Source organism: [Empedobacter] haloabium, from assembly GCA_008011715.2.
In the GTDB taxonomy this organism is placed as follows: domain Bacteria; phylum Pseudomonadota; class Gammaproteobacteria; order Burkholderiales; family Burkholderiaceae_D; genus Rugamonas; species Rugamonas haloabia.
Window position 1 is genome coordinate 3579338 of the sequence record CP136508.1, and the last position, 25403, is coordinate 3604740.

General features: G+C 68.6%; 20 protein-coding genes. 6 read left to right on the forward strand and 14 right to left on the reverse strand.

Annotated features, from left to right (window positions below; translation table 11 throughout):
- Positions 1–3: 3 nt before the first annotated feature.
- Positions 4–2898 carry an aminomethyl-transferring glycine dehydrogenase gene (gene gcvP, locus E7V67_015570; protein ID WUR11138.1) on the forward strand — a complete coding sequence of 965 codons (2895 nt, stop codon included), beginning with the start codon at positions 4–6 and terminating at the stop codon, positions 2896–2898.
- Positions 2899–2969: 71 nt separating this feature from the next.
- Here the strand turns inward: gcvP and E7V67_015575 are convergent, their stop codons facing one another.
- Positions 2970–4043 carry a hypothetical protein gene (locus tag E7V67_015575; GenBank protein WUR11139.1) on the reverse strand — a complete coding sequence of 358 codons (1074 nt, stop codon included), beginning with the start codon at positions 4041–4043 and terminating at the stop codon, positions 2970–2972.
- Positions 4036–4713 (reverse strand): hypothetical protein, encoded by a 678-nt coding sequence (locus E7V67_015580; GenBank protein WUR11140.1) that lies wholly within the window; start codon positions 4711–4713, stop codon positions 4036–4038. The genes E7V67_015575 and E7V67_015580 overlap by 8 nt, the downstream gene beginning before the upstream one ends.
- 193 nt (positions 4714–4906) lie before the next feature.
- Here E7V67_015580 and E7V67_015585 point away from each other — a divergent pair, with 193 nt between their 5' ends.
- The 4 genes from E7V67_015585 (at position 4907) to E7V67_015600 (ending at position 9364) form a co-directional block, all read left to right on the forward strand.
- Positions 4907–8134 (forward strand): winged helix-turn-helix domain-containing protein, encoded by a 3228-nt coding sequence (locus tag E7V67_015585; GenBank protein WUR11141.1) that lies wholly within the window; start codon positions 4907–4909, stop codon positions 8132–8134.
- The gene (locus tag E7V67_015590; protein WUR11142.1) at positions 8131–8568 is read left to right on the forward strand and encodes a hypothetical protein; all 438 of its coding nucleotides are present in this window, start codon (positions 8131–8133) and stop codon (positions 8566–8568) included. The genes E7V67_015585 and E7V67_015590 overlap by 4 nt, the downstream gene beginning before the upstream one ends.
- Positions 8569–8638: 70 nt before the next feature.
- On the forward strand, positions 8639–8899 hold the full coding sequence (locus E7V67_015595) for a hypothetical protein (GenBank protein ID WUR11143.1): 261 nt from the start codon (positions 8639–8641) through the stop codon (positions 8897–8899).
- Positions 8900–8995: 96 nt separating this feature from the next.
- Complete coding sequence (locus tag E7V67_015600) at positions 8996–9364, forward strand: cupin domain-containing protein (protein WUR16292.1); 369 nt, start codon at positions 8996–8998, stop codon at positions 9362–9364.
- A 1-nt stretch (position 9365) separates the two neighbouring features.
- On the opposite strand, the gene E7V67_015605 is transcribed toward E7V67_015600, so the two are convergent.
- From E7V67_015605 to E7V67_015615, 3 genes are read right to left on the reverse strand one after another with little or no spacing between them, the layout of a single operon-like run.
- Entirely contained in the window at positions 9366–10826 is a 1461-nt protein-coding gene (locus tag E7V67_015605; GenBank protein WUR11144.1) for a hypothetical protein, read from the reverse strand.
- Positions 10823–11698: an ABC transporter ATP-binding protein gene (locus E7V67_015610; protein ID WUR11145.1), complete on the reverse strand. Its 876-nt coding sequence runs from the start codon at positions 11696–11698 to the stop codon at positions 10823–10825. The genes E7V67_015605 and E7V67_015610 overlap by 4 nt, the downstream gene beginning before the upstream one ends.
- A complete protein-coding gene (locus tag E7V67_015615; protein ID WUR11146.1) occupies positions 11695–12090 on the reverse strand; it encodes a GntR family transcriptional regulator in 396 nt (131 codons plus the stop codon). Before E7V67_015615 ends, E7V67_015610 begins: the two co-directional genes overlap by 4 nt.
- Before the next feature lie 136 nt (positions 12091–12226).
- Between E7V67_015615 and E7V67_015620 the strand changes: the two genes are divergently transcribed.
- Complete coding sequence (locus E7V67_015620) at positions 12227–13582, forward strand: glycosyltransferase (GenBank protein WUR11147.1); 1356 nt, start codon at positions 12227–12229, stop codon at positions 13580–13582.
- 40 nt (positions 13583–13622) lie between these two features.
- On the opposite strand, the gene E7V67_015625 is transcribed toward E7V67_015620, so the two are convergent.
- The 9 genes from E7V67_015625 to E7V67_015665 form a co-directional block, all read right to left on the reverse strand.
- Positions 13623–15284, reverse strand: coding sequence for a peptide chain release factor 3 (locus E7V67_015625; protein ID WUR11148.1), 1662 nt, complete (start codon positions 15282–15284; stop codon positions 13623–13625).
- 99 nt (positions 15285–15383) lie between these two features.
- The gene (locus E7V67_015630; protein ID WUR11149.1) at positions 15384–20066 is read right to left on the reverse strand and encodes a PilC/PilY family type IV pilus protein; all 4683 of its coding nucleotides are present in this window, start codon (positions 20064–20066) and stop codon (positions 15384–15386) included.
- Between the two features lie 23 nt (positions 20067–20089).
- Positions 20090–20671, reverse strand: a complete 582-nt coding sequence (locus tag E7V67_015635) for a hypothetical protein (GenBank protein ID WUR11150.1) — start codon at positions 20669–20671, stop codon at positions 20090–20092.
- Positions 20668–21825 (reverse strand): PilW family protein, encoded by a 1158-nt coding sequence (locus E7V67_015640; GenBank protein WUR11151.1) that lies wholly within the window; start codon positions 21823–21825, stop codon positions 20668–20670. Before E7V67_015640 ends, E7V67_015635 begins: the two co-directional genes overlap by 4 nt.
- Positions 21815–22228: a prepilin-type N-terminal cleavage/methylation domain-containing protein gene (locus E7V67_015645; protein WUR11152.1), complete on the reverse strand. Its 414-nt coding sequence runs from the start codon at positions 22226–22228 to the stop codon at positions 21815–21817. Before E7V67_015645 ends, E7V67_015640 begins: the two co-directional genes overlap by 11 nt.
- Entirely contained in the window at positions 22225–22851 is a 627-nt protein-coding gene (locus E7V67_015650) for a GspH/FimT family pseudopilin (GenBank protein WUR11153.1), read from the reverse strand. Before E7V67_015650 ends, E7V67_015645 begins: the two co-directional genes overlap by 4 nt.
- Positions 22839–23282, reverse strand: coding sequence for a type IV pilin protein (locus E7V67_015655; GenBank protein ID WUR11154.1), 444 nt, complete (start codon positions 23280–23282; stop codon positions 22839–22841). Before E7V67_015655 ends, E7V67_015650 begins: the two co-directional genes overlap by 13 nt.
- A gap of 59 nt (positions 23283–23341) precedes the next feature.
- Positions 23342–24706 (reverse strand): sensor histidine kinase, encoded by a 1365-nt coding sequence (locus E7V67_015660; protein ID WUR11155.1) that lies wholly within the window; start codon positions 24704–24706, stop codon positions 23342–23344.
- Positions 24706–25383 (reverse strand): response regulator transcription factor, encoded by a 678-nt coding sequence (locus E7V67_015665; GenBank protein WUR11156.1) that lies wholly within the window; start codon positions 25381–25383, stop codon positions 24706–24708. Before E7V67_015665 ends, E7V67_015660 begins: the two co-directional genes overlap by 1 nt.
- Positions 25384–25403: the final 20 nt, after the last annotated feature.

Below are 25403 nucleotides of genomic sequence, written 5' to 3' on the forward strand. Positions count from 1 at the left end.
CACATGACCCGCACCAGCCTGACCCAACTCGAAGCCCGCGATGCGTTCATCGCCCGCCATATCGGCCCGGACGCCGCCGAACAACAGCAGATGCTCGACACCCTCGGCTACGCCTCGCGCGCCGCGCTGATCGACGCCATCGTGCCGGCCCACATCCGCAACCGTGCCGCCCTGCCCCTCGGCCAGTTCAGCGAGCCGAAGCCGGAGCAGGAAGCGCTGGCCGTGCTGAAGGGTCTGGCGAAGAAGAACCAGGTGCTGACCTCCCTGATCGGCCAGGGCTATTACGGCACGATCACGCCCGGCGTGGTGCTGCGCAATATCTTCGAGAACCCGGCCTGGTACACCGCCTACACCCCGTACCAGCCGGAGATCTCGCAAGGCCGCCTGGAAGCGATCCTGAACTTCCAGCAGGCCATCACGGACCTGACCGGCATGGGCATCGCCAACGCGTCGATGCTGGACGAAGGCACGTCGGCCGCCGAGGCGATGACGCTCCTGATGCGCGTCGGTAAATCGAAGTCGAAGACCTTCGCCGTGGCCAGCGACGTGCTGCCGCAGACCCTGGAAGTGGTGCGCACCCGCGCCGAGCCGCTGGGCATCGAAGTGAAGACGTTCGACCCGGCCGAACTGGCCGGCGTGACGGACGCCTTCGGCGTGCTGCTGCAGTACCCGGGTGTCGACGGCGCCGTGCGCGACTACCGCGCCGACGTCGAAAAAGTAAAGGCCAACGGCACCATGGTCGTGGTGGCGGCCGACCTGCTGGCACTGACGCTGCTCACGCCACCGGGCGAATGGGGCGCGGACGTCGTGGTCGGCAACAGCCAGCGCTTCGGCGTGCCGCTGGGCTTCGGCGGCCCGCACGCCGGCTACATGGCCACGCGCGACGAATACAAGCGCTCGATGCCGGGCCGCCTGGTCGGCGTCACCGTCGACCAGCAGGGCAACACCGCCTACCGCCTGGCGCTGCAGACGCGCGAACAGCACATCCGCCGCGAAAAAGCCACCTCCAACATCTGCACCGCGCAGGTGCTGCTGGCCGTGATCGCGTCGATGTACGCCGTCTACCACGGCCCGCAGGGCCTGAAGAACATCGCCCAGCGCGTGCACCGCTACACCGGCGTGCTGGCCTCGTATCTGCGTACGCTGGGCTACTCGCTGACCAGCGAGTCGTACTTCGACACGCTGACGATCCGCACCGACAACGCCGATGCGCTGCACGCGGCGGCGGTCGCCAACGGCATCAACCTGCGCAAGATCGATGCGCGCCACGTCGGCGTGTCGCTGGACGAGACCACCGACCGCAATACGCTGGCCGCGCTGTGGACCGTGTTCGCCGGCAAGGGTGACGCAACCCCGGCCGCGCCGGACTTCGCCGCCGTCGAGGCGGAAGTGAACCAGGCCTTCCCCGAAGCGCTGGCCCGCTCCAGCGACTACCTGACGCACCCGGTCTTCAACCGCTACCACAGCGAGACGGAAATGCTGCGCTACCTGCGCAGCCTGGCCGACAAGGACCTGGCGCTGGACCGCACCATGATCCCGCTGGGCTCCTGCACGATGAAACTGAACGCCACCAGCGAGATGATCCCGGTGACGTGGCCGGAGTTCTCCAACATCCACCCGTTCGCGCCGAACGACCAGACGGTCGGCTACCGCGAGATGATCGACCAGCTGGAACAGATGCTGTGCGCCGTCACCGGCTATGCGGCCGTGTCGCTGCAGCCGAACGCCGGCTCGCAGGGCGAATACGCGGGCCTCCTGGTGATCCAGAAGTACCACCAGTCGCGCGGCGAAGGCCACCGCAACATCTGCCTGATCCCGTCCTCCGCGCACGGCACCAACCCGGCTTCGGCCTCGATGGTCAACATGCAGGTGGTGGTGACGGCCTGCGACGAGAACGGCAACGTCGACCTGGCCGACCTGAAGGCCAAGGCCGAACAGCACAGCAAGAACCTGGCGTGCGTGATGGTCACCTACCCGTCCACCCACGGCGTGTTCGAGGAAGGCATCAAGGAACTGTGCGACATCGTGCACGCGCACGGCGGCCAGGTCTACATCGACGGCGCCAACATGAACGCGCTGGTCGGCGTGGCCGCGCCAGGCGCGTTCGGCGGCGACGTCTCGCACCTGAACCTGCACAAGACCTTCTGCATCCCGCACGGCGGCGGCGGCCCGGGCGTCGGCCCGATCGGCGTGGGCGCGCACCTGGCCGAGTTCCTGCCGAACCAGCGTTCGACCGGCTATGCCCGCAACGACAACGGCATCGGCGCCGTCTCGGCGGCGGCCTACGGCTCGGCCTCGATCCTGCCGATCTCGTGGATGTACATCGCGATGATGGGCGCGGCCGGCCTGACGGCGGCCACGGAAACGGCGATCCTGAACGCCAACTACATCGCCCGCCGCCTGGCGCCGCATTATCCGGTGCTGTATTCGGGCCATGACGGCCTGGTGGCGCACGAGTGCATCCTGGACCTGCGCCCGCTGACGGACGCCACCGGCATCAGCAACGAGGACGTGGCCAAGCGCCTGATGGACTTCGGCTTCCACGCGCCGACCATGAGCTTCCCGGTGCCGGGCACCTTGATGATCGAGCCGACCGAGTCGGAATCGAAGGCGGAGCTGGACCGCTTCATCGACGCGATGATCGCCATCCGCGGCGAGATCGCCAAGGTGGAAAGCGGCGAATTCGACAAGGCCAACAACCCGTTGAAATTTGCGCCGCACACCGCCGAGGTACTCACCGCCGACAACTGGGATCGCCAGTACAGCCGCGAAACGGCGGCCTACCCGCTGCCGTCGCTGCGCAAGAACAAGTACTGGCCGACCGTGGGCCGTGCCGACAACGTGTATGGCGACCGTAACCTGATGTGCGGCTGCGCGCCGATCAGCGCCTACGAATAAGCCATCCGCCTGTAAAGGCCAACGCCGTCGCCGCCCCCCGGGGCCGCGACGGCGTTTTTTTATCCGATGACTTATATATGTATGGTGGGGTCTCCCAGCGCCACCGCGACAACCGGTCCCGGGGCGCCGGCCCCGTCGAACCGCCGCACCGCCAGCATCTTCCCTTCGCGCGCCGCCGCGAAAATCGTCCCATCGTCCGTCACCGTCAGCACCGCCCTGCCCCGTGTCAGCCGCACCGGCGCGCTCCAGGCTTCGCGCGGCGACCGCGCCAGCAGCCATACCGCGCCCTCGTCGTCCGCGAAGGCCAGGAATTCGCCGGCCTCGTTGCGCGCGCTCCACAGCAGGCGCGCCCCCGCGACCGCCGCCACCCGCTGCGGCACCGGATTGCTGCCCCGGTAGACGACGATGGCATCGCCGGCCGCGAACACGTCCGGCACGTTCGGCATCGACCCATGCGCCAGCAGGACGCTGCGGGTGCGCGCCGGCAGGTTCGGGTAGACGACGTCGACCTGCCAGCCGAAGGTCGCGCCGAACGAGGCGAACCTGAGCTCGTCCTGCCCGTCGCCCTGGCGCAGCGCCCACACCCCGGGCAGCCGGTACGTGCCCACCGCAACCGGGTGCGCGCCGCGCGCCGCCGCCGGCACCAGCAATGCCTGCAGGCCCAGCGCCGGCGTGGCCGCATTGCAGTACCAGGTGCGGGAGGTGCCGTGCACGCTGGCGCCCACCAGCAACAGCGGCGGCGCCCCCGCCAGCATCGGACCGAACGCCAGCCGCGTCACGCGCGCCCCGGCCGGCAGCCCCGGGCAAGGGGCCAGCGTGGCCAGGCGCACGCGCCAGCCGGCATTGTCCAAGGTGGCCGGGATGCCGGTGCCGACGTACAGGGCGTCGCCAGCGCCGGTGGAGACGGCCAGCGCGACGGCCACGCTGCCGTCGCCGGCCTGGCGGATATCGGCCGCGCGCACGATCACACCCGCTACCGGCTCCACCTGCGCCGTACCGGAGCCGGTGCGCGCCAGCAGCAGGCGGCCGGCGCCATCGACGTGGAATACCAGCGGCGCGCCGCTGTCGTCGTGGACGATGAACAGGGGCGGCGTGGCCGCCGCGTCCGGATACAGCGCCAGGTGCGCCATCAAGGCCTCAATCATGGGCCAGCGCCGGCTCGATGGCGGCCGCCAAGCGCGCGACCAGATAGTCCTGCACGGCCGCCAGGCCGGCGCTGCCATGATCCCAGGCCTCGGTCAGGCGCGGCAGATTGAGCAGGTGGGCCAGCGGATCGGAGGCGATATAGGCACCGGACTTGCCGCCGTCCGCCACCGGCGCCGCCCTGCGCGCCCGGCTGATGACGTGAGCGCGGCCGTCGCCGTCCACGATCAGCTGCAGCTGCAACGCCCAATGCAAGGTCGCGCGCACCCAGCCGCGCCCCAGGTCGGCGTGCTTGCCGCGGCCCAGGGTCTGGCTGACGGCGTCGCGCTCGTAGCGCATGAGCGAACCGTACAGGTCGACGGTCAGGCGCGGTACGCCGGCCATGTCCGGCTGTTCCGACACCGACACCCCGTACTGCAAATCCTGCTCCGACTCGCGCTGATGGCTGACGTCGCCCGGCTGTTGCCACTGCAGCAACACATGGTCGCCGTAGTACCAGCCCGACGGGGTGCGTACGAAACGCGCGCGCAGCCCGGTGTTGCTCGCCGTCACTCCCGATTTGTCGTTGATCGAGCCTTGCCCGGTAGCAACAGCACCGGCCGGCAGCACCAGCGCATAGTCCGGCATGGCATTCAGGCGTTCTTCCAGCGGATCGATCAGCAGCGGTTTCAAGTACCGTTGTGAAAAAACTTCACGGTCGGAAAAATTTAACTCAGGCATTTTATTTTCTTGGGGAAATGTTAAGATTCGTGTTCTTCAGTCAAGCCGAACAGTACCGATGGTCGCGTGCGCGCGCCTTCCGGAAACCTGCCGGAATAGCAAGTCATTGATTTGATTGATAATATTTTTTAGAGGAAACGGCACGATGGATGGACGCGGGTTCCGCTTCGGCGACTGGCAGGTGGACGTGGGCGGCAATGCGCTGAGCCACGGCGACGCCCGCGCGACGCTGGAACCGCGCGCCATGGACGTGCTGCGCTACCTGTGCCGTCATCCCGGCGCCGTCATCCCGGCCGAGGAGTTGCTGCAAAAATGCTGGGGCACGGCCGAACTCGGTGACAACCCGGTGCACAAGGCGATCGCCCAGTTGCGCCGCGCACTGGGGGACTCCAGCACCGAGCCGCGCTATATCGAGACGGTGCGCAAGCGCGGCTACCGGGCCATCGCGCCGGTGGTCGAGGCGGCCGACCATGCCGAAACCTGGCACGGCGGCTCGCCGTTCCGCGGCCTGGAAGCGTTCCAGGAGAGCCATGCCGCGATCTTCTTTGGCCGCGTCCAGGCCACGCACCGGCTGCGCGAAGTGGTGCTGGCCCAGGCCGCGGGCGGCTGTCCGATGGCGCTCGTACTGGGCCCTTCCGGCTCCGGCAAGACCTCGTTGGTGCGTGCCGGCCTGCTGCCGGCGCTGGCGGACGCCGGCCCGGTCGCGGTGACGTCGACGCTGCACATGGACTGCGCCGACCTGGGCGGCAGCGACCTGTTCGGCGCCCTGGCCGCCGTCCTGCTCGATGCGGAAAGCGACGGCAAGCCGTGCTTCGACGGCAGCAGCGCCGATGCGCTGGGCCGGCGCCTGCGCGAGGCGCCGGCGGACGTCGCGGCGCGGCTGGGCGCAGGCGCGCCGATCCGCACCGCTGTCTTCATCGACCGGCTGGAAGCGATCTTCCGTGCCCCGGCCACGTCGGACGGCGACCGGGCCTGCTTCGTCGCCGTGTTGGAACAGCTGGCGCGGGCCGGGGTGCTGGTCGTGCTGGCGTGCCGCAACGACTTCTATCCGGCGCTGATCGCGCTGCCCGAGCTGATGGCGCTGAAAAGCCGCGGCGGCCACTTCGACGTGGAGCCGCCGGGCGGCGCCGAAATCGCCCAGATGGTGCGCCAGCCGGCGCGCGCCGCGCAACTCACGTTCGAGCACGACGCCGCCACCGGCGCCAGCCTGGACGACGTGCTGTGCGACGCCGCGCGCGCCAGCCCTGACGCGCTGCCGCTGCTGCAGTACTGCCTGGACGAACTGTATCGCCAGCGCGGCGACGACGGCACCCTGCGCTTCGACGTGTTCCGCCAATTGGGCGGCATCGAGGGCGCGCTGGGCGTGCGCGCCGAGCAGGTCGTCGCGAAGCTGCCGGCGCAGCAGCAGGCCGCCCTGCCTCACGTGCTGTCGCTATTAATCAATATCGGTGACGAACAAAGCGCCGTCACGGCGCGCCGCACGCCATGGGCCGCACTGGACAGCGAGGCGAAACGCGAGCTGGTACGTGCGCTGGTGGAAGCGCGCCTGTTCGTCAGCGAGCTGACGGGCGACGTGCCCACGTTCGGCGTCGCCCACGAAGCGTTGCTGCGGCGCTGGCCGCGCGTGGTGGAGTGGATCGAGCGGCACCGGCAGGCACTGCAGATCCGCACCCGCGTCGCCGCGCAGGCCGAGCGCTGGGCCGCCGCCGGCCGCCCGCGCGACCTGCTGCTGCCCGAGGGCACGCAAGCGAACCAGGCGCGCGGCTTGCTGGAGATCGCCGATCTTGCCCTGTCAAGCCAGGAGAAGGACTACGTTGACGCGTCGCTGCGGCGCGCCCGCCTGGGTTCGCGCATCCGCTTTGCCGCGATGGCGATCATCGGGCTGCTGGCCGTGCTGGCCGCGGTGCTGGGCCTGACCGCGCGCTCGGCGCAGCAGGAGGCCGAGCAGCGGCGGGCGGATGCCGAGAGTCTGATGAGCTTTATGCTGGGGGATTTTGTCGACAAGCTGCGGCCGCTGGGGCGGTTGGATTTGCTCGATGATGTGAGCGCGAAGGCGCTGACGTATTTGTCCGGCGCCGCCACGGACAGCAGCACCTCGTCTGCCAATGCGCAACGCGTCAAGACGCTGCAACTGATCGCAGAAGTGGGCACGGCCCAGGGCCGTCATGCCGCGGCCTCGGACGCCCTGCGCGCTGCCGAGCAAATCCTGCAGCGCCAACTTGCCGCTGGCCACGACGAGCTACCGCTGCTGAAGGCGGCAGGCGCCAATGCGTTCTGGCTGGGCAAGCTCTCTTTCGACCGGGGCGAGTGGAGCCGCGCGGAGCAGTACATGCTGCGGTATCGCGACTTCAGCGCACGCATCGTCAATGCCATGCCGAACGACCTGGACGGATGGATGGAGCTGTCGTATGCCCATAACAGCTATGGCAGTGCCCTACTCAGGCAAGACAAGCTCCCCGCCGCCGCCGCCGCGTTCGCCCACTCTGTCGAACTGAAACAGCGTGTGCTTTCGCGTCAGCCAGAGCGACCCGGTATCGCCGTCGATCTTGCCAACGCGATATCCTGGCTGGCCAGCACGAAGGTCAAACTAGGGCAATTGCGGGAAGCCATGCGCCTATTTCAGCAAGAAGAAGCCTTGTTAATCGGCGCCCATAACAAGGAGCCCACGAATGCGGTATGGGCGCAAAAACTGTCGTCGTCCATATGGCGTAAAGCCGACCTACTGCAAGCTTTCGGAGATGCCTCCGCAGGCGCGGCGTATGAGCGGGCAGCGCAGTTAATCTTGCAGCCGATCCAACGCGACCCCACCAATAAGCTATGGCAGCGGCACGCCGCCTCCATCCGCTTGCGCCAACTCGCCGAGGCGGGCGATACCGATAGCGCTGCCGCGCTGGCAGTCCACCAGCACCTGCAGCAATTGCGCGACCAGTCCCCCGATGCGCGCGAGGTACAGCATCTGCTTGCGAAAGCAAGCGAACAGCTGGCGCGTTCCTATCTGCGCAAAGGGAACGCTTCACTGGCATCGATTACCTTGCAGCAGGCCGTTGAAATTTACCAGCAGCTGCGCTCAGGCGCGCTCGACAGGTCGGTTGACGCCAGCTATGCAAGAACTCTGCTGTTGACCGCGGAGATTCAGCTAGCGCAGGGCTCACAGGATGCGAAACAAACATGTCGCGCGGCCATCGAGGCTCTCGATCCAGCCCGGCGCGGAAGCGATTACCTCACCTTGGTGCCGCTGGTGGAAGCCAGCCTTTGTGCCGGTGAGGCCAAGGCAGCGCTTGACATCATGGCGCGTCTGGAGTCCATGGGCTATCGAGATGCCCGCTATTTGAAGAACATCTCGAAATATAAATCTGAAAAGGGAAACACATGAAAGCGACTGACAAGCCTACCGCGTTCCTGAACGTGCAGGTGACCGCGATCCCGGGCATCGATCCGGCGACCGGTAAAACCAAATACGCGGTGCACTTCAAACCGGCCACCCTGCAGGTAACGGAATACGACACCGTGATCAATTACCAGCTCGTCGATCCCACGCCGGCAGGCGTGGTGTTCAAATCGGTCACCGTGAAGCCGAGCCGCGAGGACCAACTGAGCGACCCGTCCATCAGCGAAAGCGGTAAGCTGGTAACATTCAGCGATGCCAACACGAAGAAAGCGAAGTTCAATCTTACCCTGCACTTCAAGGACAAGGCTGGCGTCGAGTTCCTGCATGATCCTGAGATTTCTAACGATCCGCCGCCGCAATTGATGCTGCACGCGACGCTGATGCCTGAAGTGGGTAACGAGCCGCCGCCCTCCAACTAACTCGCACATGAATCTTCGCACCAAAGCCGCCCTCCTATCCGCCCTGCTCTTCCCAGGACTGGGCCAGGCCTTGGTACTAAAACGCCCACGGCGGGCACTGTGCTTCATCGTGCCCGCCCTGCTGGCGATGCTCTGGCTGCTGCACGCCGCCTGGACGGTCGCCAACCTCATCGTCGACCAGATCGGCGCTGGCACCCTGCCGCTCGACCCGGTCCTGATCCAGCAGCAGATCGAAGCCACCAATACGGGCCCGGGCGGCAATCTCGCCGCCGCCGTGCTGCTGGTCGCCTGGCTGGCCAGCATCCTCGACGCGCTCTTCGTCAAGCCCTGACTGCGTTACCATGGTCCTCGCGCCAACGCGCGCGACCACGATACCGACAATAGGGAGACCACCATGCAAGCAAACGTACGGGCCTTTGCGGCCTTGATGCTGTGCGCCAGCAGCCTGGCACTGGCGCAAACGGGCAGCACACCGCCACCGTTGAAACGCACCGAGATCGTCCGCGGCGACATCTCCGTGCCCAACCGCGAAGCCATCGTCGCGCACATCGAGATCGCGGCCGGCGCCACGGCGCCGCGCCACACCCATCCCGGCGAGGAGATCAGCTATTTCCTGGGTGGCGAATGCGAGCTGCTGATCGATGGCCAGCCGCCGCGCCGCATGAAGGCCGGCGAGGCGTTCATCATCCCGGCCGGCGTCGTGCACGCGGCGCGCAACACGAGCGGCGAGCCGGCCCGGCTCGTGGGCGTGTATGTCGTCGAGAAGGGCCAGCCGCTGGCGACCCCGGCAAAGTAAGCTAGTCCTGCGCCAGCCGCCCGGCGGGAAACGCCGGCGGCAGTGCCGGCAGCCGGCGCCAGCCGCGCCACGTCAGCCAAACCGCCGCGACGACGATCGCGGCGATCGGCAGCCACGGCATGTCGTCGCGCCACACCACCACCACGATGCGCAGCAGCACCGACAGCGCGACGACAGCCGCGATGACGAGCGTGATGACCTGCGGCGACAGCCGCCGGCTGGCCGCGTGGTTGCGCAGCAGCGCCGGCGCCAGCAACAACGTCAGCGCGGCGCTGATGCCGACGGCACCTTGCGCCGCCACGCCCGGCGCCAGCACGGCGGCGCTGAGCGAGGCGCTGGCCACGCAGGCCAGCCACAGCAAGCCAAAGCGGGCCAGCAGCGCGCCGCCCAGCTGGCGGTTGAACGCCGCGCTGCGCGGCGCCGCTGGCGTCAGGCGCAGCAAGGCCTGCTCGGTGCGATAGCGCTGCAGCGCCGCCAGTACGGCATGCACGTGCGTGACCAGCGGCGTCACCACGAGGATCACGCACGACAGCCCGGCCAGGCCGTCGCGGTCCAGGCCCTGTCCCAGCCGGCTGCCGGCCGCCAGCACGAACGCCACGGCGGTCGCCAGCGCCCCGAGCATGGCGCCCGGATGCGAAGCGGAACGCAGTGCGAACAGCAGCGCCTGGGCGCGATTGCGCGGCGGTCGCGCCCAGCCGGCGCGCTCGGTCAAGCGGCGAAGGCCGGCCAGGTAAGGCTGCTGCAGCCACGCAGACGGGCGCCACGCGGCCGCGTACTCCTGGCCGGGCAAGGCCAGCGCTTCCTTCATCGCCTGGGCCCGCGCGTCGTAGCGGCGCTGCCATGCCAGATGGCGGTCGCCGCCGCGCGGCAGCAGCCGCCGCTGCACGAACGCGGCGAGGCCAAGCAGCAGCGCCAGGCCCGCCAGCGTAAGCCCGGTTTCGCCCAGCGTGGCGTGGACGGCGCGCATGCCGGCACCCGGCACCAGTGGCACGAAGCGATCGACGATCATGACGGCCAATGGCACCAGCAGCAACCAGGGCCACTGCTGCAGCGCCGCCAGGAACAGGAAGGCCGCCGCCGCGGCCAGCAGCACATAGCCGAAGTGGCCGAACGGCAGGCCGAACAGGCCGGCGACCAGCAGCGCGGCCAGGCTCCACGCGGCAGCGACCGCCGTCACGATCCGGCGGTGCTGCCCCGGCACCAGGCAGGCCAGCGCCGGCTGGTTCTGGCGGATGGCGCTGCCGAGCAATTCCAACCAGCAGGCGGTAACGAAGGCCGTCAGGAAAAACCCGGCAGCCAGGATGCCGGCACGCCAGTCGTCCTGCCCGATGCCGAAGGCGGCAAACGCCAGCAGCGCGCCGCCCAGCAGGCCCCACGCGATCCACGCCGAGCGGCTGAGCCGCCATGACAGCACGGGCTGGCGCAGCAGCGCGCGCCATGCTTGCGTGTCGGCGGCCGTCATTTCGTCACCTCGACGAACAAGTCTTCAAGGCTCAGCGCGTCGGCCTGCACACCGGGCAGCGTCCGCAGCCGCTCCTGTTCCGCCCCGGACAGCCGCGCCACCACGGTGACGCTGCCGCCGTCATGCCGTTCGCGCCGCAACTCGCCGCCCAGGCCCAGCGCATCCAGCGCGGCGGCCGGACCGGTGATGCGACGGGCTCCTTCCAGCAATTCGTCCAGCGGCGCCTGCAGGCCGATGCGGCCGTCGTGCAGGAAGGCCACGTCCAGCGCGACCCGTTCGAGGTCGGACAGGATGTGGGTCGAGAACACGACGGTCGTGGCGCCATCGGCCACGGTGCCGATCAACTCGCGCAGGAATTCGCGCCGGCCGACCGGATCGAGGCTGGCGACCGGCTCGTCCAGTACCAGCAGCTCGGGCTCGTGCGCCAGTGCGCGGATGATGGCCAGGCGCTGCTTTTCGCCGCCGGACAGGCGGCCGATCGGCTTGTCGCGCAGCTCGCCGCCGAAGCCCCAGCGCCGCAGCAGGCCTTCCACCCGCGCGTCGTTCCAGCGCGGGTAGAGCGCGCGAAAGTACTCCAGCATCTGCATGGGCGTCAGCCACTCGAAGGCTTCGGCCTTCTGCGGCACATAGCCGATTCGGGCACGCGTGTCTTCCGACAGCGCCGTCACCGGTTCGCCGAACAGGGTCACGCCGCCGGCGTCCGTCTCGCGCAGGCCCAGCAGGCATTCGAGCAAGGTCGACTTGCCGGCACCGTTGCGCCCCAGCAGGCCGACGACGGCCCCGCGCGGCAGTTGCCAGTCCACGCCGCGCAGCACCTGCTGGCGGCCGAAGGTTTTCCGCAGGCCGCTGGCCTCGACTACGACAGGATTCATGGCATCTCTTTCAGGATGGATTCGAACAGTTCAAGTACCTCGGCATCGCCCAGCTCCAGCTGGCGTGCTTCCAGGGCCGCCCGCTCCAGCGTGGGCCGCAGCAGTTTTTCGCGCGCGGCCGCGCTGGCGCTGCCGCGCCGCGGCGCGACCTGCATGCCCAAGCCGCGCATGCGCGTCAGCACCCCTTCCGTCTCCAGCATGTTCCATGCCTTCGAGACGGTCATCGGATTGACGGCCAGGGCCTGCGCCGTCTCGCGCACGGAAGGCAGGCCGTCGCCGGGCGCCAGCACGCCGGCGGCGATCATGCGCCGCACCTGCTCGATCAGCTGGCGGTAGATCGGCTCGGCGGACCCGGGGGCGATCGTGAAGAGCGCGGCGGTGTGGTTGGTCATGCGTATGCCTGGTGTATTAATTACGTAATACAGTATACATCGCTGCCGGGCGTGTCAAGCGCTGCCTGCAGAGAGTCTGGAATCGCGCGATAATCGAGCATGTTACGTTTTAAGCAAGGCGACAATGCGGATCGGTATGCAAACCTGGGGCAGTCATGGCGACGTGCGCCCGTTCCTGGCCCTGGCCGAAGGGCTACACGCGGCCGGCCATGACGTCACGCTCGTCGTCACCACGATCGATACGGATGCCTACGCACGCATGGCATCGCGCCCCGGCCTGCGCATCGAGGCGGCCGGGGCGGCCTTGCTCGGGCCGGCCGAGGCGCAGGGCATCATGGAGGCGATCTACCAGGTACGCGACCCGATGCGCCAGGCCGCCACCTTGATGCGGCTCGTATTCGCACCGGTCGAGGACGACATGTTCGCCGCGGCGCAGCGGCTGTGCGCGCAGTCGGACCTGGTGATCGGCCACTTCATCGTCCATCCGCTGCAGGTGGCGGCGCAGCATGCCGGCGTGCCCTACGCCAGCGTGTTCCTGGCGCACGGCAGCCTGCCGAGCGCCCACGCCCATCCGCTCGGCACGTTCGGGCCCACCGTCAACCGGGCACTGTGGTGGCTGACCCGGCGCATGCTCAATGGCGCGTTCAATCATTATCCGGACCGGCTGCGCCGCCAGCTCGGCATGCCGCCCGTGCGCGACATCATCGACGACGCCTGGGTGTCGCCGCGCCTGACCCTGGTGGCGGTCAGCCCGCAGATCTGCGTGCGCCAGCCGGACTGGCCAGCGTCAGTGCACGTGTGCGGCTTCCTGGACATGCCGAACATGGCCGTCGAGGGCGCCCTGCCGCCGCACCTGGACGACTTCCTGGCCGCCGGCGATGCGCCGGTCTACATGACCTTGGGCAGCTGGACGCCCGAGCAGCCGGCGGCGCAACGCGCGACGCTGGCGCTGTTCACCGAGGCGGCGCGGCTGGCCGGTTGCCGCGCCATCGTCCAAAGCCCGTCATGGCACGACTGCGGCGTGGTGTCCGACGACCGGGTGTTGTACGTGTCGGCCGCGCCGCATCACGCCATTTTTCCGCGCTGCGCCGCGGTCGTGCATCATGGCGGCGCCGGGACCACGCAGGCGGCGACGCTCGCTGGGAAGCCTTCGGTTGTGATCGCGCACATCAGCGAGCAGGAACACTGGGGCAGCGAGTTGCGGCGGCTGGGGATAGCCGGGAAGGTGCTGCGGCGGCGCGATGTGACGGCGGCGCGGCTGGCGGCGCGTATCAGGGAGGTGTTACGCCAGCCGGACATGGCGGCGCGGGCCGCGGCGATCGGCGCGGCGATGCGACAGGAGAACGGGGTGCAGGTGGCGGTCGGGCTGATCGAGCGGGAGTTTGGTCGGGATGCCCGGGACCCAAGGGTTGCGGCGGATTTGCCGGCCGCGATGAAAACCGGGGTCAGTCCCCGTGCGGGGACAGACCCCAAGCTATCTGACGGCGGCTGAGCACCCGGGGCCAGTCCCCATGCGGGGACAGACCCCAACCTCAGGCCAGCTTGGTGGCGTGCTCGCGCGTCGCGTGGAACGTCAGCTGCGGCCAGCGCTCCTGCGTCAGGCGCAGGTTGACGCCCGACGTGGCGAGATACGCCATATTGCCGGCGGCGTCGTAGGCCACGTTGTGGCCCAGCGAGTTCTCGAAGTCGGCCAGGGCCTTCTTGTCGTCCGACGAGACCCAGCGCGCGCTGCTGATGCTGGTGCCTTCGAACACGGCATCGACGCCGTATTCGTTCATCAGGCGGCTCGCGACCACTTCGAACTGCAGCACGCCGACGGCGCCCAGTACCAGTTCGCCGCCCTGCACCGGCTTGAACACCTGCACGGCGCCCTCTTCGCCCAGCTGCTGCAGGCCCTTGTGCAGCTGCTTGATCTTCAGCGGGTTGCGGATGCGCACGGAGCGGAAGAAGTCCGGCGCGAAGTACGGGATGCCGGTGAACTGCAGCATCTCGCCTTCCGAGAAGCTGTCGCCGATCTGCATATTGCCGTGGTTCGGCAGGCCGATGATGTCGCCGGCGTACGCTTCCTCGACCTGCTCGCGCGAGGAGGCCATGAACGTCACCACCGACGACACCTTCACTTCGCGGCCCAGGCGCAGGTGCTTGACCTTCATGCCGCGCTCGAAACGGCCGGAGCACACGCGCAGGAAGGCGATGCGGTCGCGGTGCGCCGGATCCATATTCGCCTGGATCTTGAAGACGAAGCCGGAGAACGGCTGCTCGGTCGGCGCGACGGAGCGCACGGTGGCGTCGCGCTCACGCGGCGGCGGCGCCCAGTCCACCAGCGCGGACAGGATCTCGCGCACGCCGAAGTTGTTGATGGCGGAGCCGAAGAACACGGGCGTCTGGATGCCGGCCAGGAATTCCTCCAGGTTGAACGGGTGCGAGGCGCCATGGACGAGCTCCACTTCCATGCGCAACTGGTCCATCTCCAGCGGGAACATCTCCTGCAGCTTCGGATTGTCGATGCCCTTGATGACTTCGAAGGTCTGGTTGGCGCTTTCCTCGCCGGCGCGGAACAGCAGCACTTCGTCGCGCAGCAGGTGGTACACGCCGCGGAAGTTCTTGCCCATGCCGATCGGCCACGTCACCGGCGCGCACTGGATCTTCAGCACCGATTCCAGTTCATCGAGCAGCTCGAGCGGATCGCGCGTCTCGCGGTCCATCTTGTTCATGAACGTGACGATCGGCGTATTGCGCATGCGGCACACGTCCAAGAGCTTGATCGTCTGCGCCTCGACACCCTTGGCCGCGTCGATCACCATCAGCGCCGAGTCGACCGCCGTCAGCACACGGTAGGTGTCCTCCGAGAAGTCCTGGTGGCCGGGCGTGTCGAGCAGGTTGATGATGTGGTCGCGGAAGTCGAACTGCATCACGGACGAGGCCACCGAAATGCCGCGCTGCTTCTCGATCTCCATCCAGTCGGAGGTGGCGTGGCGCGCGCTCTTGCGCGCCTTGACCGTGCCGGCCATCTGGATCGCGCCCGAGAACAGCAGCAGCTTTTCCGTCAGCGTCGTTTTACCGGCGTCGGGGTGGGAAATGATGCCGAACGTGCGGCGGCGCTGCACTTCGCGCGCGATCTGCGCGGGTGCCTTGGCGCTGCCGGCGGCAGCTTCCTGTTGGTCTGGGCTGGTGACTTCGATTTCTTCGGACATGGTGGCGGCCTATCAAACGGCTCACGGGAAAACCCGGGATTTTACCGTTTTTTGGCCGCCCCCGGGCGCTTTTCGGGCTGAAGACCCATCAGTCGCCCCTCAGTCCCCCTTCACCCGGCGCCAGCCGGCCCGGTGCGCCCCCACCGTGTCCAGTTCCTGCAACGGCCGCGTCAGCGTTTCGCCCTTGGCCGTCGTGGTGATCAGCTTCAGGTCGCCCTTCGGCAGCCGGACGATGATGAAGCCCACCGCCGCAGAGGTATTGGACAGCATGCTGCCCACCAGCGTGCCGTTGACGCCCGTGCCCTTGCACACGTCCACGGCATAGAAATTGGACGTGCCGCCCACGGAACACGACGATTCGGAAGTCGGCACGTTGGTCACCACATTGCCCACGCCGCTGACGATCTTCGGGTCGAGGTTCATCCGCTCGCCGGCGTTGAGCTTCCAGTCGAAGTACCAGCCGCTGTTGCGCGACAGGTCCACCCGAGTGCCAGCCAGGTCGATCGCGTCGATCGTCGTGACGGCGTCGTCGCCGCTGCCTTCCGTCGAGGTACGCTGCGACAGCGTCTGCGCCACCATCGTGCTGCCGCGCAGGTTCAGGTCGGCCGCGCCGTCGTCGCGCAGCGCGTACAGGCTTTGCACGTCCGTATTGGCGATGTCGGGCATGTCCAGCAGCCGGCCGGTACCGAACAGCACGACGCGCTGCGCGCTCTGCGACGTGGCGCCGCTTGCCGCCGTGGTCGTCACCGCGCACAGCGTCACGTCCGGCCGCGCCGTGATCGGCTGCGGCACGCCGTCCACGGCGGCGATGCCGATGCGTTTCACGCTGGCGCCGGCGGTCAGGTCGAAGCGGTACAGGTTGCCCTGGTTGTCGCCGCCGTAGATGTAGGTGGTGACGGGATCAGCCGCCGGATCGTTCGAGATCGCCGTGATGCGCGCCAGGCCGGAAGGCGTGGCGGTGTCGCCCACATTGGTGCTGACCCGATCGAGTACCTCGCCGGTGGCCACGTCGACGATGAACAGGTAGCCCTTGCCGTCGCCGGTGGCGACATTGTCCGCACCCGGCACGTTGTTGTAGCCCGAGGTCAGGTACACCACCCAGCGGCCGTTGTGCATGCCGAACTGCGGCGCGCCGAACGTCAGGCCGATATTGTTGGCATCCAGGCGGCTCTGCGGGCACAACGCCGCGTCCGCGCACAGCTCCCACAAGAGCTTCGGGCGCTGCCCGCCCCGGCTGGCACCGGTGGCATCAAGCCAGGCGGGGCCGGCATCCGTCACGTCCAGCGCGTAGTAGCCGCGCCCGCCGCCGTTCAACCCTGCCACCAGGACCGTGCGCCACTGGCCATTGATCTGCACGTCCGCCAGTTCCGGCGAGCCGTCCGTGGTGTACTGGTGGTTGGTGCCGTACGTGGTCGAGGCCAGCGCCGGCAGCTTCTGCATCGTGATGCGCGGCACGTAGGCCCACAGTTCGCGCCCGCCGCTGCCGCCGTCGGCCGCGTCGAAGGCGTGCAGCATGCCGTCGTTCGCGGCCACGAACACCGCCGGCGCGCGCGTTGCGTAACTGCTCTTGAACGCCTCGTAACCGGCCAGGCTGTAGGCCTTGCGCGGATCGCGCATATAGGCGGGCTTGGACGACGCGATATCGCCCAGCACGACCGGCACGGTCGCGGTGGCGGCGGGATCGGCGTCGCGGCTGTTGCTGTAGGCGCGGAACACGACGTCGTCGGCATATTGCTGCTGGCCGCGCAGCCAGTTGACCAGTTCCGTGCCGGCGTTGACCAGCGCGCGGTTGGCGCTGTCGAGCAGGGTGCACTGCGTCAGCAGCGGGCACTTGTTGCTGAACCAGCCCTTCTCCGTCGCGCTCATATTGGCGAAGTAGAACGGTTTCAGGTCCGTGGTGGCACCGTCGCGCATCCAGATCGTGCGCCCGTCCGTGGTGGCGCCGGCGCTGCCGGTGGTCGCCACCTGGCCGCCCATCGCGGTGGCCGATGTCCATACGGGCGTGGCATCGACGATGCCGGTGGCCGTGTCCACGTTGCGCTTGGACAGCACGCCGAACCATTTCACGGTGGTGAAGGTGGACGAGAAGATGTCATTGTCTTCCAGCGAGATGTTCGGCGTCGAGGTGGCGGCAGCCGCGGCCGCGCCCACGCTGATCTGCATCTTGTCGAGCGCTTCCTGCAGGCCGGCCACCACGTCCTTCGGCTGGCTGGCGCTGAAGTACTTGCCGTGGCCGTTGATGGCCGCGTGCCACAGGTCGTCCACCCGCTCCTGCACGGTGGACGCGGTGCTGGTCACCTGCGGGTCCGGCCAGACGTAGGCACCGCCGCCGTTCCATGGGCAGCCGCTGGTGACGCCGTTCTTCAGGTTGAAGAAGTCGCCGTTGACGAGCGGCGCGCTGTCGTACTTCGGTTCGTAGTTCATCACGCCGTCCACCCCCAGGCCCAGCGTGTAGGTGGTCATGTGCAGGTGCGTGTTCTCGCCGGCGGCCGCCGGCACCAGGCCGGGCTTGAGCATGTTCGGTTCCAGGTCCGGCCGCAGCGACACGGTGCCCGTACTGGAGCCGCCGTTGTACCAGTGCAGCGCCACGTCCGAGATCGAGGGCTGGCTCTGCGCGCGCGTGTCCACGCAGCCGTCCTTCTTCAGGCAGAAGCGCGTGACGCTTTCCTTGTCGTCGTTGTTGACGACGTTGTTGGTCGAATTGCCGTTCCAGTAGCCGTCCGTCGTCAGGATCAGGAAGTTCTGCTGGCACGGGTACTGCACCACTTCCTGGCCGCTGGCGTAGTTGTAGGGCGCCAGGTTGGCGTACATGCGGCCCACGTTGTCCATCGCCGTGCGGATCGGGGTCGAGCCGGACGTGGTCGTGTTGTACAGGGTCGAATACCAGTTGGTCCGCGCCGTGCCGGTAAAGTCGGCCGGCTTCAGTTCCACCGCGCCGCCGGCGCCCGCGCTCGACAGCCGCACGTAGCCCACGCGGTAGTTGCCGTTCAGGCGCGTGAAGGCGATGCCCACGGACGTCTTCATCATCTGCAGCCGCGATTTGTAATACGAATACCAGTTGGCGAAGTTCGTCATCTCCTCCGCGTAGGTGCAGGTCGTACCGGCGCAGTCGGTACGACCGGCGCCTTTCGGGTAGGTGCGGCCGCTGACGATGTTGACCCGGGCGAACGTGCTGGGCGCGGCGCTGCCGCTCGAGATGGCCTGCACCGTGGTCGGCACCGTATCGACGTCGACGAAGGTATCGCTCGGCGTGATCGTCAGCGAGCCGCGATTGCTGATCGAGCCGACGGTGACGCTCTTGGCCGGCGCGTTGTTGGCCGTGTCCACCAGGCAGACGGTGGCCGCGTCGGCGGCGCCCGCGCAGGTCGGCGTGATGGCATTGCCGCCCGGGTAGGCGCGCACGGTGCCGGAGGTGCCGATGCGGTTGACGATCGCCGTCGCCACCGCCGTGGCGCCGACGTTGCCGCTGTTGGTGCCCAGCGCCAGGTTGCTGAACAGGTTGCTGCCGGCCAGCGCCACGTTGGCAAGGGTCGCCTGCTTGTTGTTGGCGGTGGTGCCGCTGATGCGCAGCAGTCCGGTCGGCGCGCCGATGCGGGTGCTGGCCGCGTCCACCGTGATGCCCCAGCCGCTGCGCGAACTGTCGTAGTACGGCTGGCAGGTGGCCACGCTCTTGCTGCCGCTGCACGATACCGGCAGGATCGCCAGCACGCTGTCGCTGGCCAGGTTGATGCCGAAGGTCGAGCAGGCCGGCACGTTGGCCACCCCGATCGGGTTCTTCACGCACGCCAGATACGGATAGGTGGTGCCGGTGCGCGCCATGATGGAGGAAGCCAGCGCGCTGGCCAGCGTCTGCTGCTTGAGCGCCGTGTTGGTGCCGTTCGGCGCGCTGACGGCGCCGTTGGTCACGGTACGGTTGCCGTCCGGGTCGTTGACGACGATCGAGTTGATCGTCAGCGCGTTGCTGGTGCGGCTGGCGCCGATCGTCACGGTGCCGTAGGCCACCCCGGCGCCCAGCGCCTGCGAGTAGCGCGGATAGATGAAGCTGCCCACGCGCTTGGCCTGGCAGTTGGTCAGGTTGCGCGTGTCGCACCAGCGCACCACGGCCGGCACCGGGTAGCCGGATGGCGCGGCGGCGCCGGCGCTGGTCGAGACGCAGGTCTTCATCGCCGCGTCGGTGCAGTATTCGGCCACGCCGATCGTGTAGTAGTACGGTCCGGTGTTGATCGCGCTGGCCGACGTGTAGGTGTTGTCCGGATAGGTGTACGTGGCGCTGTTGACCTTGCAGTCGCTGGTGTTGTCCGGGTCGCACCAGCGCAGGTCGGGGAACTGCGTGGTCAGGTCGATGGACGTATCCGAACTGCCGTACAGGTTGACGTTCTGCTTGCCGAAGCCGTCGCTGGCCACGTTGGTCCAGTTCGACGTGGCCGCCGCCGTCTGTTCCGGATAATAGGTGCCGTCGGCCTTGATCGGCGGCTGGTAGCGGATCTGCGGGTTGTAGTACTGCTTGTTGAAGTCCGGGCTCATGAACGGCGGATGGCCGACGTTGCAGGAGGTGACGCCGTTGGCCAGCCGCGCCGAGGTGCGGCACAGGTTGTCGTTGACGTAGTCCGGCGTATAGGTCTGCTCCATCGAGCCGGAGTTATCGAACAACAGCATCAGGTTCGGCTTGACGGTGCCGGTGCCGCTGATGTTCAGCAGTGGCACCTGGGCGATCTGCGTCTGCGCCGCGAAGGCTGGCAGGCTGGCGCACAGCGCCAGCAGGACGGAGAGGAGTGCTTTCATGGCGGTTACCTGTGCGGGACCGGTCAAGGCCCCATCATGACGACGGTCTGGTTGACGACATTGCCGCCGCGCGTGCCGAACACGCGCGCCGTGATCACGTAGTGCAGCTGCGGCTTGTCCTGGTACGCCGGCGCGTCGGACGACAGGCTGTCGCCCATCTGCGTGGCCGCGCTGACGTTCTTCTTGGCCGACGTCAGCGTGCAGCTGTTGCCGGCGTTGTAGTCGCCCGCGGCCGTGCACATGCGGTGGATCACGTATTCGATGCGCACATTGGTGGTGGCCTCGGTGACGGACGTGGAGCCCTGCCAGAACGCCGGCGTGCGCACCGACCAGGCGGGATTGAGCGTGGCGACGTAGCCGGCGGCGGCGCGGTCCTGCGTCAGCTGGCCCTTGTCCACGGTGCTGAGCCAGTCGAACGCCGTGTGCAGCGCCAGGTCGGCGGACTTCGACAGCGCCGCCTCGTAGGCCAGGTTGGACGTGGTCAAGGCGGTGGAGGTGGTGGAGCGCAGCAGGTAGATGCTGCTGATCAGCAGCACCGTCAGCATGATCAGCATGACGGGCAAGGCGATGCCGCGCTGGTGCGGGTAACGGTGGCTGGGCATCATGGCCTCCATGCCGCGTTGCGGATCGGGACGATCGTCTCGAAGGCGCGGTAGCGGTAGCACTTCCAGTCGGCGCTCGTGTCGACGTTGACGGTCACGGGCGCCGCCGCCACGGTGGCGGGGGAACGGCCGGCGAACACCGTCAACGGCGTCGTGGTGGCGCTGCACTGCTTCGTCGCCGCGTCCGGCTTTTCCGGCATCTTGCTGCGCGCGATCACGGCCAGCCGCACGGCGGCCACGCGCTGGAAATCGCCGGCCCCGGCCGTGACGCCGTCGCCGTCCGCGTCCGTCATCGATGCGCTCCATGCGCCCACGCGCATTCCCGTGGCCGGATCGAACGCGGCGCCCGCGCGCGTATCGAAGCCGTACTGCGCCTTGATCGCGACGATATTGTCGGCCACGGCGGCGGCATTGGCGGAGGCGCCGGCCAGGTCGGTCGCGCGCAGCATCAGGTTGCCGTTCACGACCGACCAGGTGTGGAAGGCCAGCTGCTGCACGGGACCGAGGTTGTAGACACGCGCCTGGCCGGCGCTGTAGGCGTTGCCCAGCGCGGCGCGGTTGAAGCGGAAGGCGGCGCCGGCGTCGAAGTTCAAGGTGAAGCCGGGCGGCGTGGCGGACAGCTGCGCCAGCGCGCACTTGCCGCCGGCCGGCTCCGGTGCGACGACGACCACGGTACCCTGCAGGAAGCCGAACGGCTGGTTGGTGGCCACGTTGATCGAACCTGCGCCCGCGTAATTGTCGCGCAGGCGCTCGGAACCGACTCCGCTCATGGCGCTGCCGGCCATCAAGGTGATGCGATCGGACGCGGTGCCGCCGCTTTCGATGATCACGGGCGCCAGCGGCGTCGTCTCCACCGCGCCACGCAGCACCACCGGCAGCGCGTAGCCGGCGGTGTCGGAGAAGGTGGTGTCGCAGCCGGACAGCAAGGTGTCGTTCAGGCCCCAGCCGGCCTGGCTGGCGTCGTTACTGATCGAGAACATGGCCAGCATGCCGTTCTGCACGGCGTCCGAGCCGCCCACGGCCGCGGCCTTGTTCTGCTCACTGCTGACGAACAGCCGCGTGGCGAACACGATGGCCAGCATGCCGACCAATACGCTGACCAGCAGCTCGACCAGGGAAAAACCGCGCGCGGCGCGGCGTGGCGTCCTAGATGACATAGGCCGTCACCTGGTGGCTGTTGCTGTCGGTGCCCTGCTTGCGGCGCCACGTGATGGTGATGTCCACGCGCCAGCGCGTGCCCTGCTGCGCCACGGTGACGACAGCCGCCGCGCCGGGAATCAGCGCGCGCGTCTCGGCCACCCACGGCGCCAGCGCGGCACCGGGCGTGGCGTTGGCGGCCAGCGCATAGCCGCCGATATTGGCGACGTCGTTGTTGATCATGGCCACCAGCTTGTCGGCCTGGATGGTCGCCTCGGCGCGCTGCCCGGCGTCCGCCAGCGCGGAATAGGAACGGGCCTGCAGGCCGATCGCGCCCAACAGGCCGATGCCGAGCAGGATCACGGCGATCATCACTTCCAGCAGCGCGACCCCGCCCTGGCGGCGCATCGTGATTGGGTTCATGGGCAGGCCCTCGGGTCGGGTGCGGCGACGTCCGGATCGCATTTGGCGGCGATGCCGGCCAGCGGGATCGCCAGCGCCACGGTGGCGACGCCGTCGCGCAGCGCCGGGGCCGGGGTCAAGGTCAGGCGCGTCAGGCGCTGCGGGTCGCTCGTGTCGACCCAGCCCAGCGCCGTGAAATAGACGCCGGTACTGCCCTCTGGCTGCAAGGTCGGCACCAGCGCATCGGCATGCGGCAGCGCGCTGGCGGCGCGGAAGATCGATTTGAACGGCGCCGCCGCGTTCGGATCGTTGTCGGCCGCCGCGGCGACGGTGGACCAGCTGCCGCTGTCAGCGCTGCATGGCACGCCGGGCACCGGGAAGCAGACGTCGACCTGCCAATCGAGCTGGCCGTTGGCGTTGGGACTCAATACAAAGCGGCTGGCGGCGTTGCGCGTAACGGCTTCGCGCCGGGCCGTGGCCAGCCCTTCCGCATAGAATTCGGACGCGCCCCGGGCCTTGTTCGACAGTACCCACGTGGTCATGTTCGGAATGCCGACGGCCAGCAGGGTGCCCATGATGGCGATCGCCACCATCAGCTCGACGAGCGTGAAGCCGGCCAGGCGGCTGCGCGTCAATGGATGCATTCGCCGCCCTTGCGGTCGGTCCAGCAGCCGGCGTTGGCGGTCCAGCCGGCCGGCGCGGCGGTGGTGGCACGGTTGCCGTTCTGGTCGACCGTGAAGACGAAACCCTGCACCGCGCCCTTGCCCGTGGCGGTGACGACGTAGGATGCGTTGTCGGCGGCGGTCAAGGCGTAGTCGAAGTTCTGGCTGGCGCGCGGAAACGCGTTCAGGCCGCCCAGGCCGGCGTAGGTACGGTTGTTCGACCAGTGCTGCTCGGCGGTCGGCTGCACGCTGCCCAACGCGGAGAAGGCCTCGGCCAGCCGCCCGCGCGTGACGTAATCGCGGTACATCGGCACGGCGACGGCGGACAGGATCGCCACGATGGCGACCGTGATCAGCACTTCGACCAGGGTGAAGCCGCGCTGGCGCGGGGCGGATTGCGTGTGGTGGATCATGACAGCTCCGACTGCGAAGGCAAAATTTATTGCCTACAGTCTACTATTGAAAGCTGACGTTACCCTGAGGAAATCCTGACGGGAGGCTGACAGTGTGGTTTTCCGGCAAACCCTGGGGGTCGGACGCCAGTGTTCAAGCTGCCGAAGCGGACCACGAAGCGGGCACCCTGCCCGCCTGTCGCCGTGTCGATATCGACCCGCGCCCCATGCGCCGCCGCGATTTCCCGCACGATGGCCAGCCCAATGCCGGTGCCGGCACTGTGCTCGTCCAGCCGCACGAAGCGGCTGAACACGGCCGTGCGCAGCGCGGGCGGGATGCCGGGGCCATTGTCTTCGACGATCAGGAAGGCGCCCTCGCCCCCGACGCCGCACGACACCGTCACCCGCCCGCCCTCCGGCGTATAGCGCAGCGCATTGTCGATCAGGTTGTCGGCCAGGTCGCGCAGCTGGAAGCGGTCGCCCTGCACGATGGCCGGAGCCAGCTCGAAGCCCAGGTCGATGTGCTTGCGCGCGGCCTGCTCGACGAACTGCTGCACGCTCTCGCCCAGCAATTCGTCCAGCGCGACGCGCTCGGCGCGGCGCCGGCCCGGCTGGCCAGGTTCGGCGCGCGCCAACGCCAGCAACTGCCCGACCTGGCGGGTCATGCGTTCGGTGGCCGCGCGCATCAGCGCCAGCGTGGCGGCATCCCCGGTGCCGGCGCGGCCACGCGCCAGCACGTCCAGCTGCGCCTGCAGTCCGGCCAGCGGGGTGCGCAGCTGGTGCGCCATATTGGCCAGGAAGTCCTGGCGCACGCGGGCGTTTTGCGCCGACTGCTCCAGCAGGCCGTTCACGGCGCGCACCACCGGTTCCAGTTCGGCCGGGACGTCGTCGATGGCCAGCGGCGCCACGTCGTCGGCGGCCCGGGCGCGCAGCGCGGCGCGCAGGTGCCCCAGCGGCCGCAGGCCGCGCGTGACGGCGTACCAGACCAGCGCGGCCGAGACCGATGTCAGCACCGCTTCGAGCAGCACCAGTGCGCGCACGATGGCGGCCTGCGTCTGGCCGCGCTGGCGCAGCGTCTTGGCGACGGTCACCGTCACGCCCTGCGCCGTGCGAATCCGCACCAGTCGCGCCGGTTCACCGTGCACCAGCGCGTCGACGGCCTGGCTGTAGGTATCCACGCGCGGCAAGTCAGGGTCGCCCGCCAGCAACCGCCCCGCCGGGCCGCGCACGGCCAGGTAGACCGCCTCGCTGTCGCCGGCGCGTGCTGGCTGCCATGTTTGCGGCGGCGACGCGGCCAACGCGTGCGCCGTATCAAGCAGCCCCTGGTCGAATGCCTGCTGCGCCGGCAGCCAGGCCAGCGCGTACACCAGCGCCCCGCCGGCCAGGTTCACCAGCAGGATCGGTCCGATCAGCCAGCGCAGCAGGCGCACGCGGAGGCTGGCCATCACGCGCTGGCCGGTTCCAGCATGTAGCCGAAGCCGCGGATGGTACGGATGGCGATGCCCGCGTCCGCCGTTTTCTGGCGCACCCGCGAGATGTAGACCTCGACCGCATTGGGCGTCACGTCGTCGCCCAGCGGCAGGATGGCATCGATGATCTGCTGCTTCGACACCACGCGCGAGACATGTTGCAGCAGGTATTCCAGCACGGCCCACTCGCGCGCCGACAGGTCGACGATGCGCTCGCCCACCTTGGCGCGGCGGGTGGCGCTGTCCAACGTCAGGGTGCCCAGGGCCAGCACGGCCGGACGCGGCGCGTGGCGGCGCGCCAGCGCGCGCACCCGCGCCACCAGTTCCGGCGTGGCGAACGGTTTGACCAGGTAGTCGTCCGCCCCCAGTTCCAGCCCCTTGACACGGTCCTCCACCGCGTCGCGCGCCGTCAGAAGCAGCACCGGCACCGCGCTGCCGCGCGCACGCACCCGGCGCACGATCTCGAAGCCGTCCATGCCGGGCAAGCCGATATCGAGTACCAGCACGTCGTAGCCGTCGCCGCCCGCCAGGCGCGCATCGGCGACGGCGCCATCGCGCAAGGTGTCGACCTGCATGGCATGGCCGGCCAGCAGGCGCGCGATGGCGTCGAGCAGGGTGGGATCGTCTTCGACGAGCAATACTCGGGTGTTCATGTCCCGATTATGCACCAGCA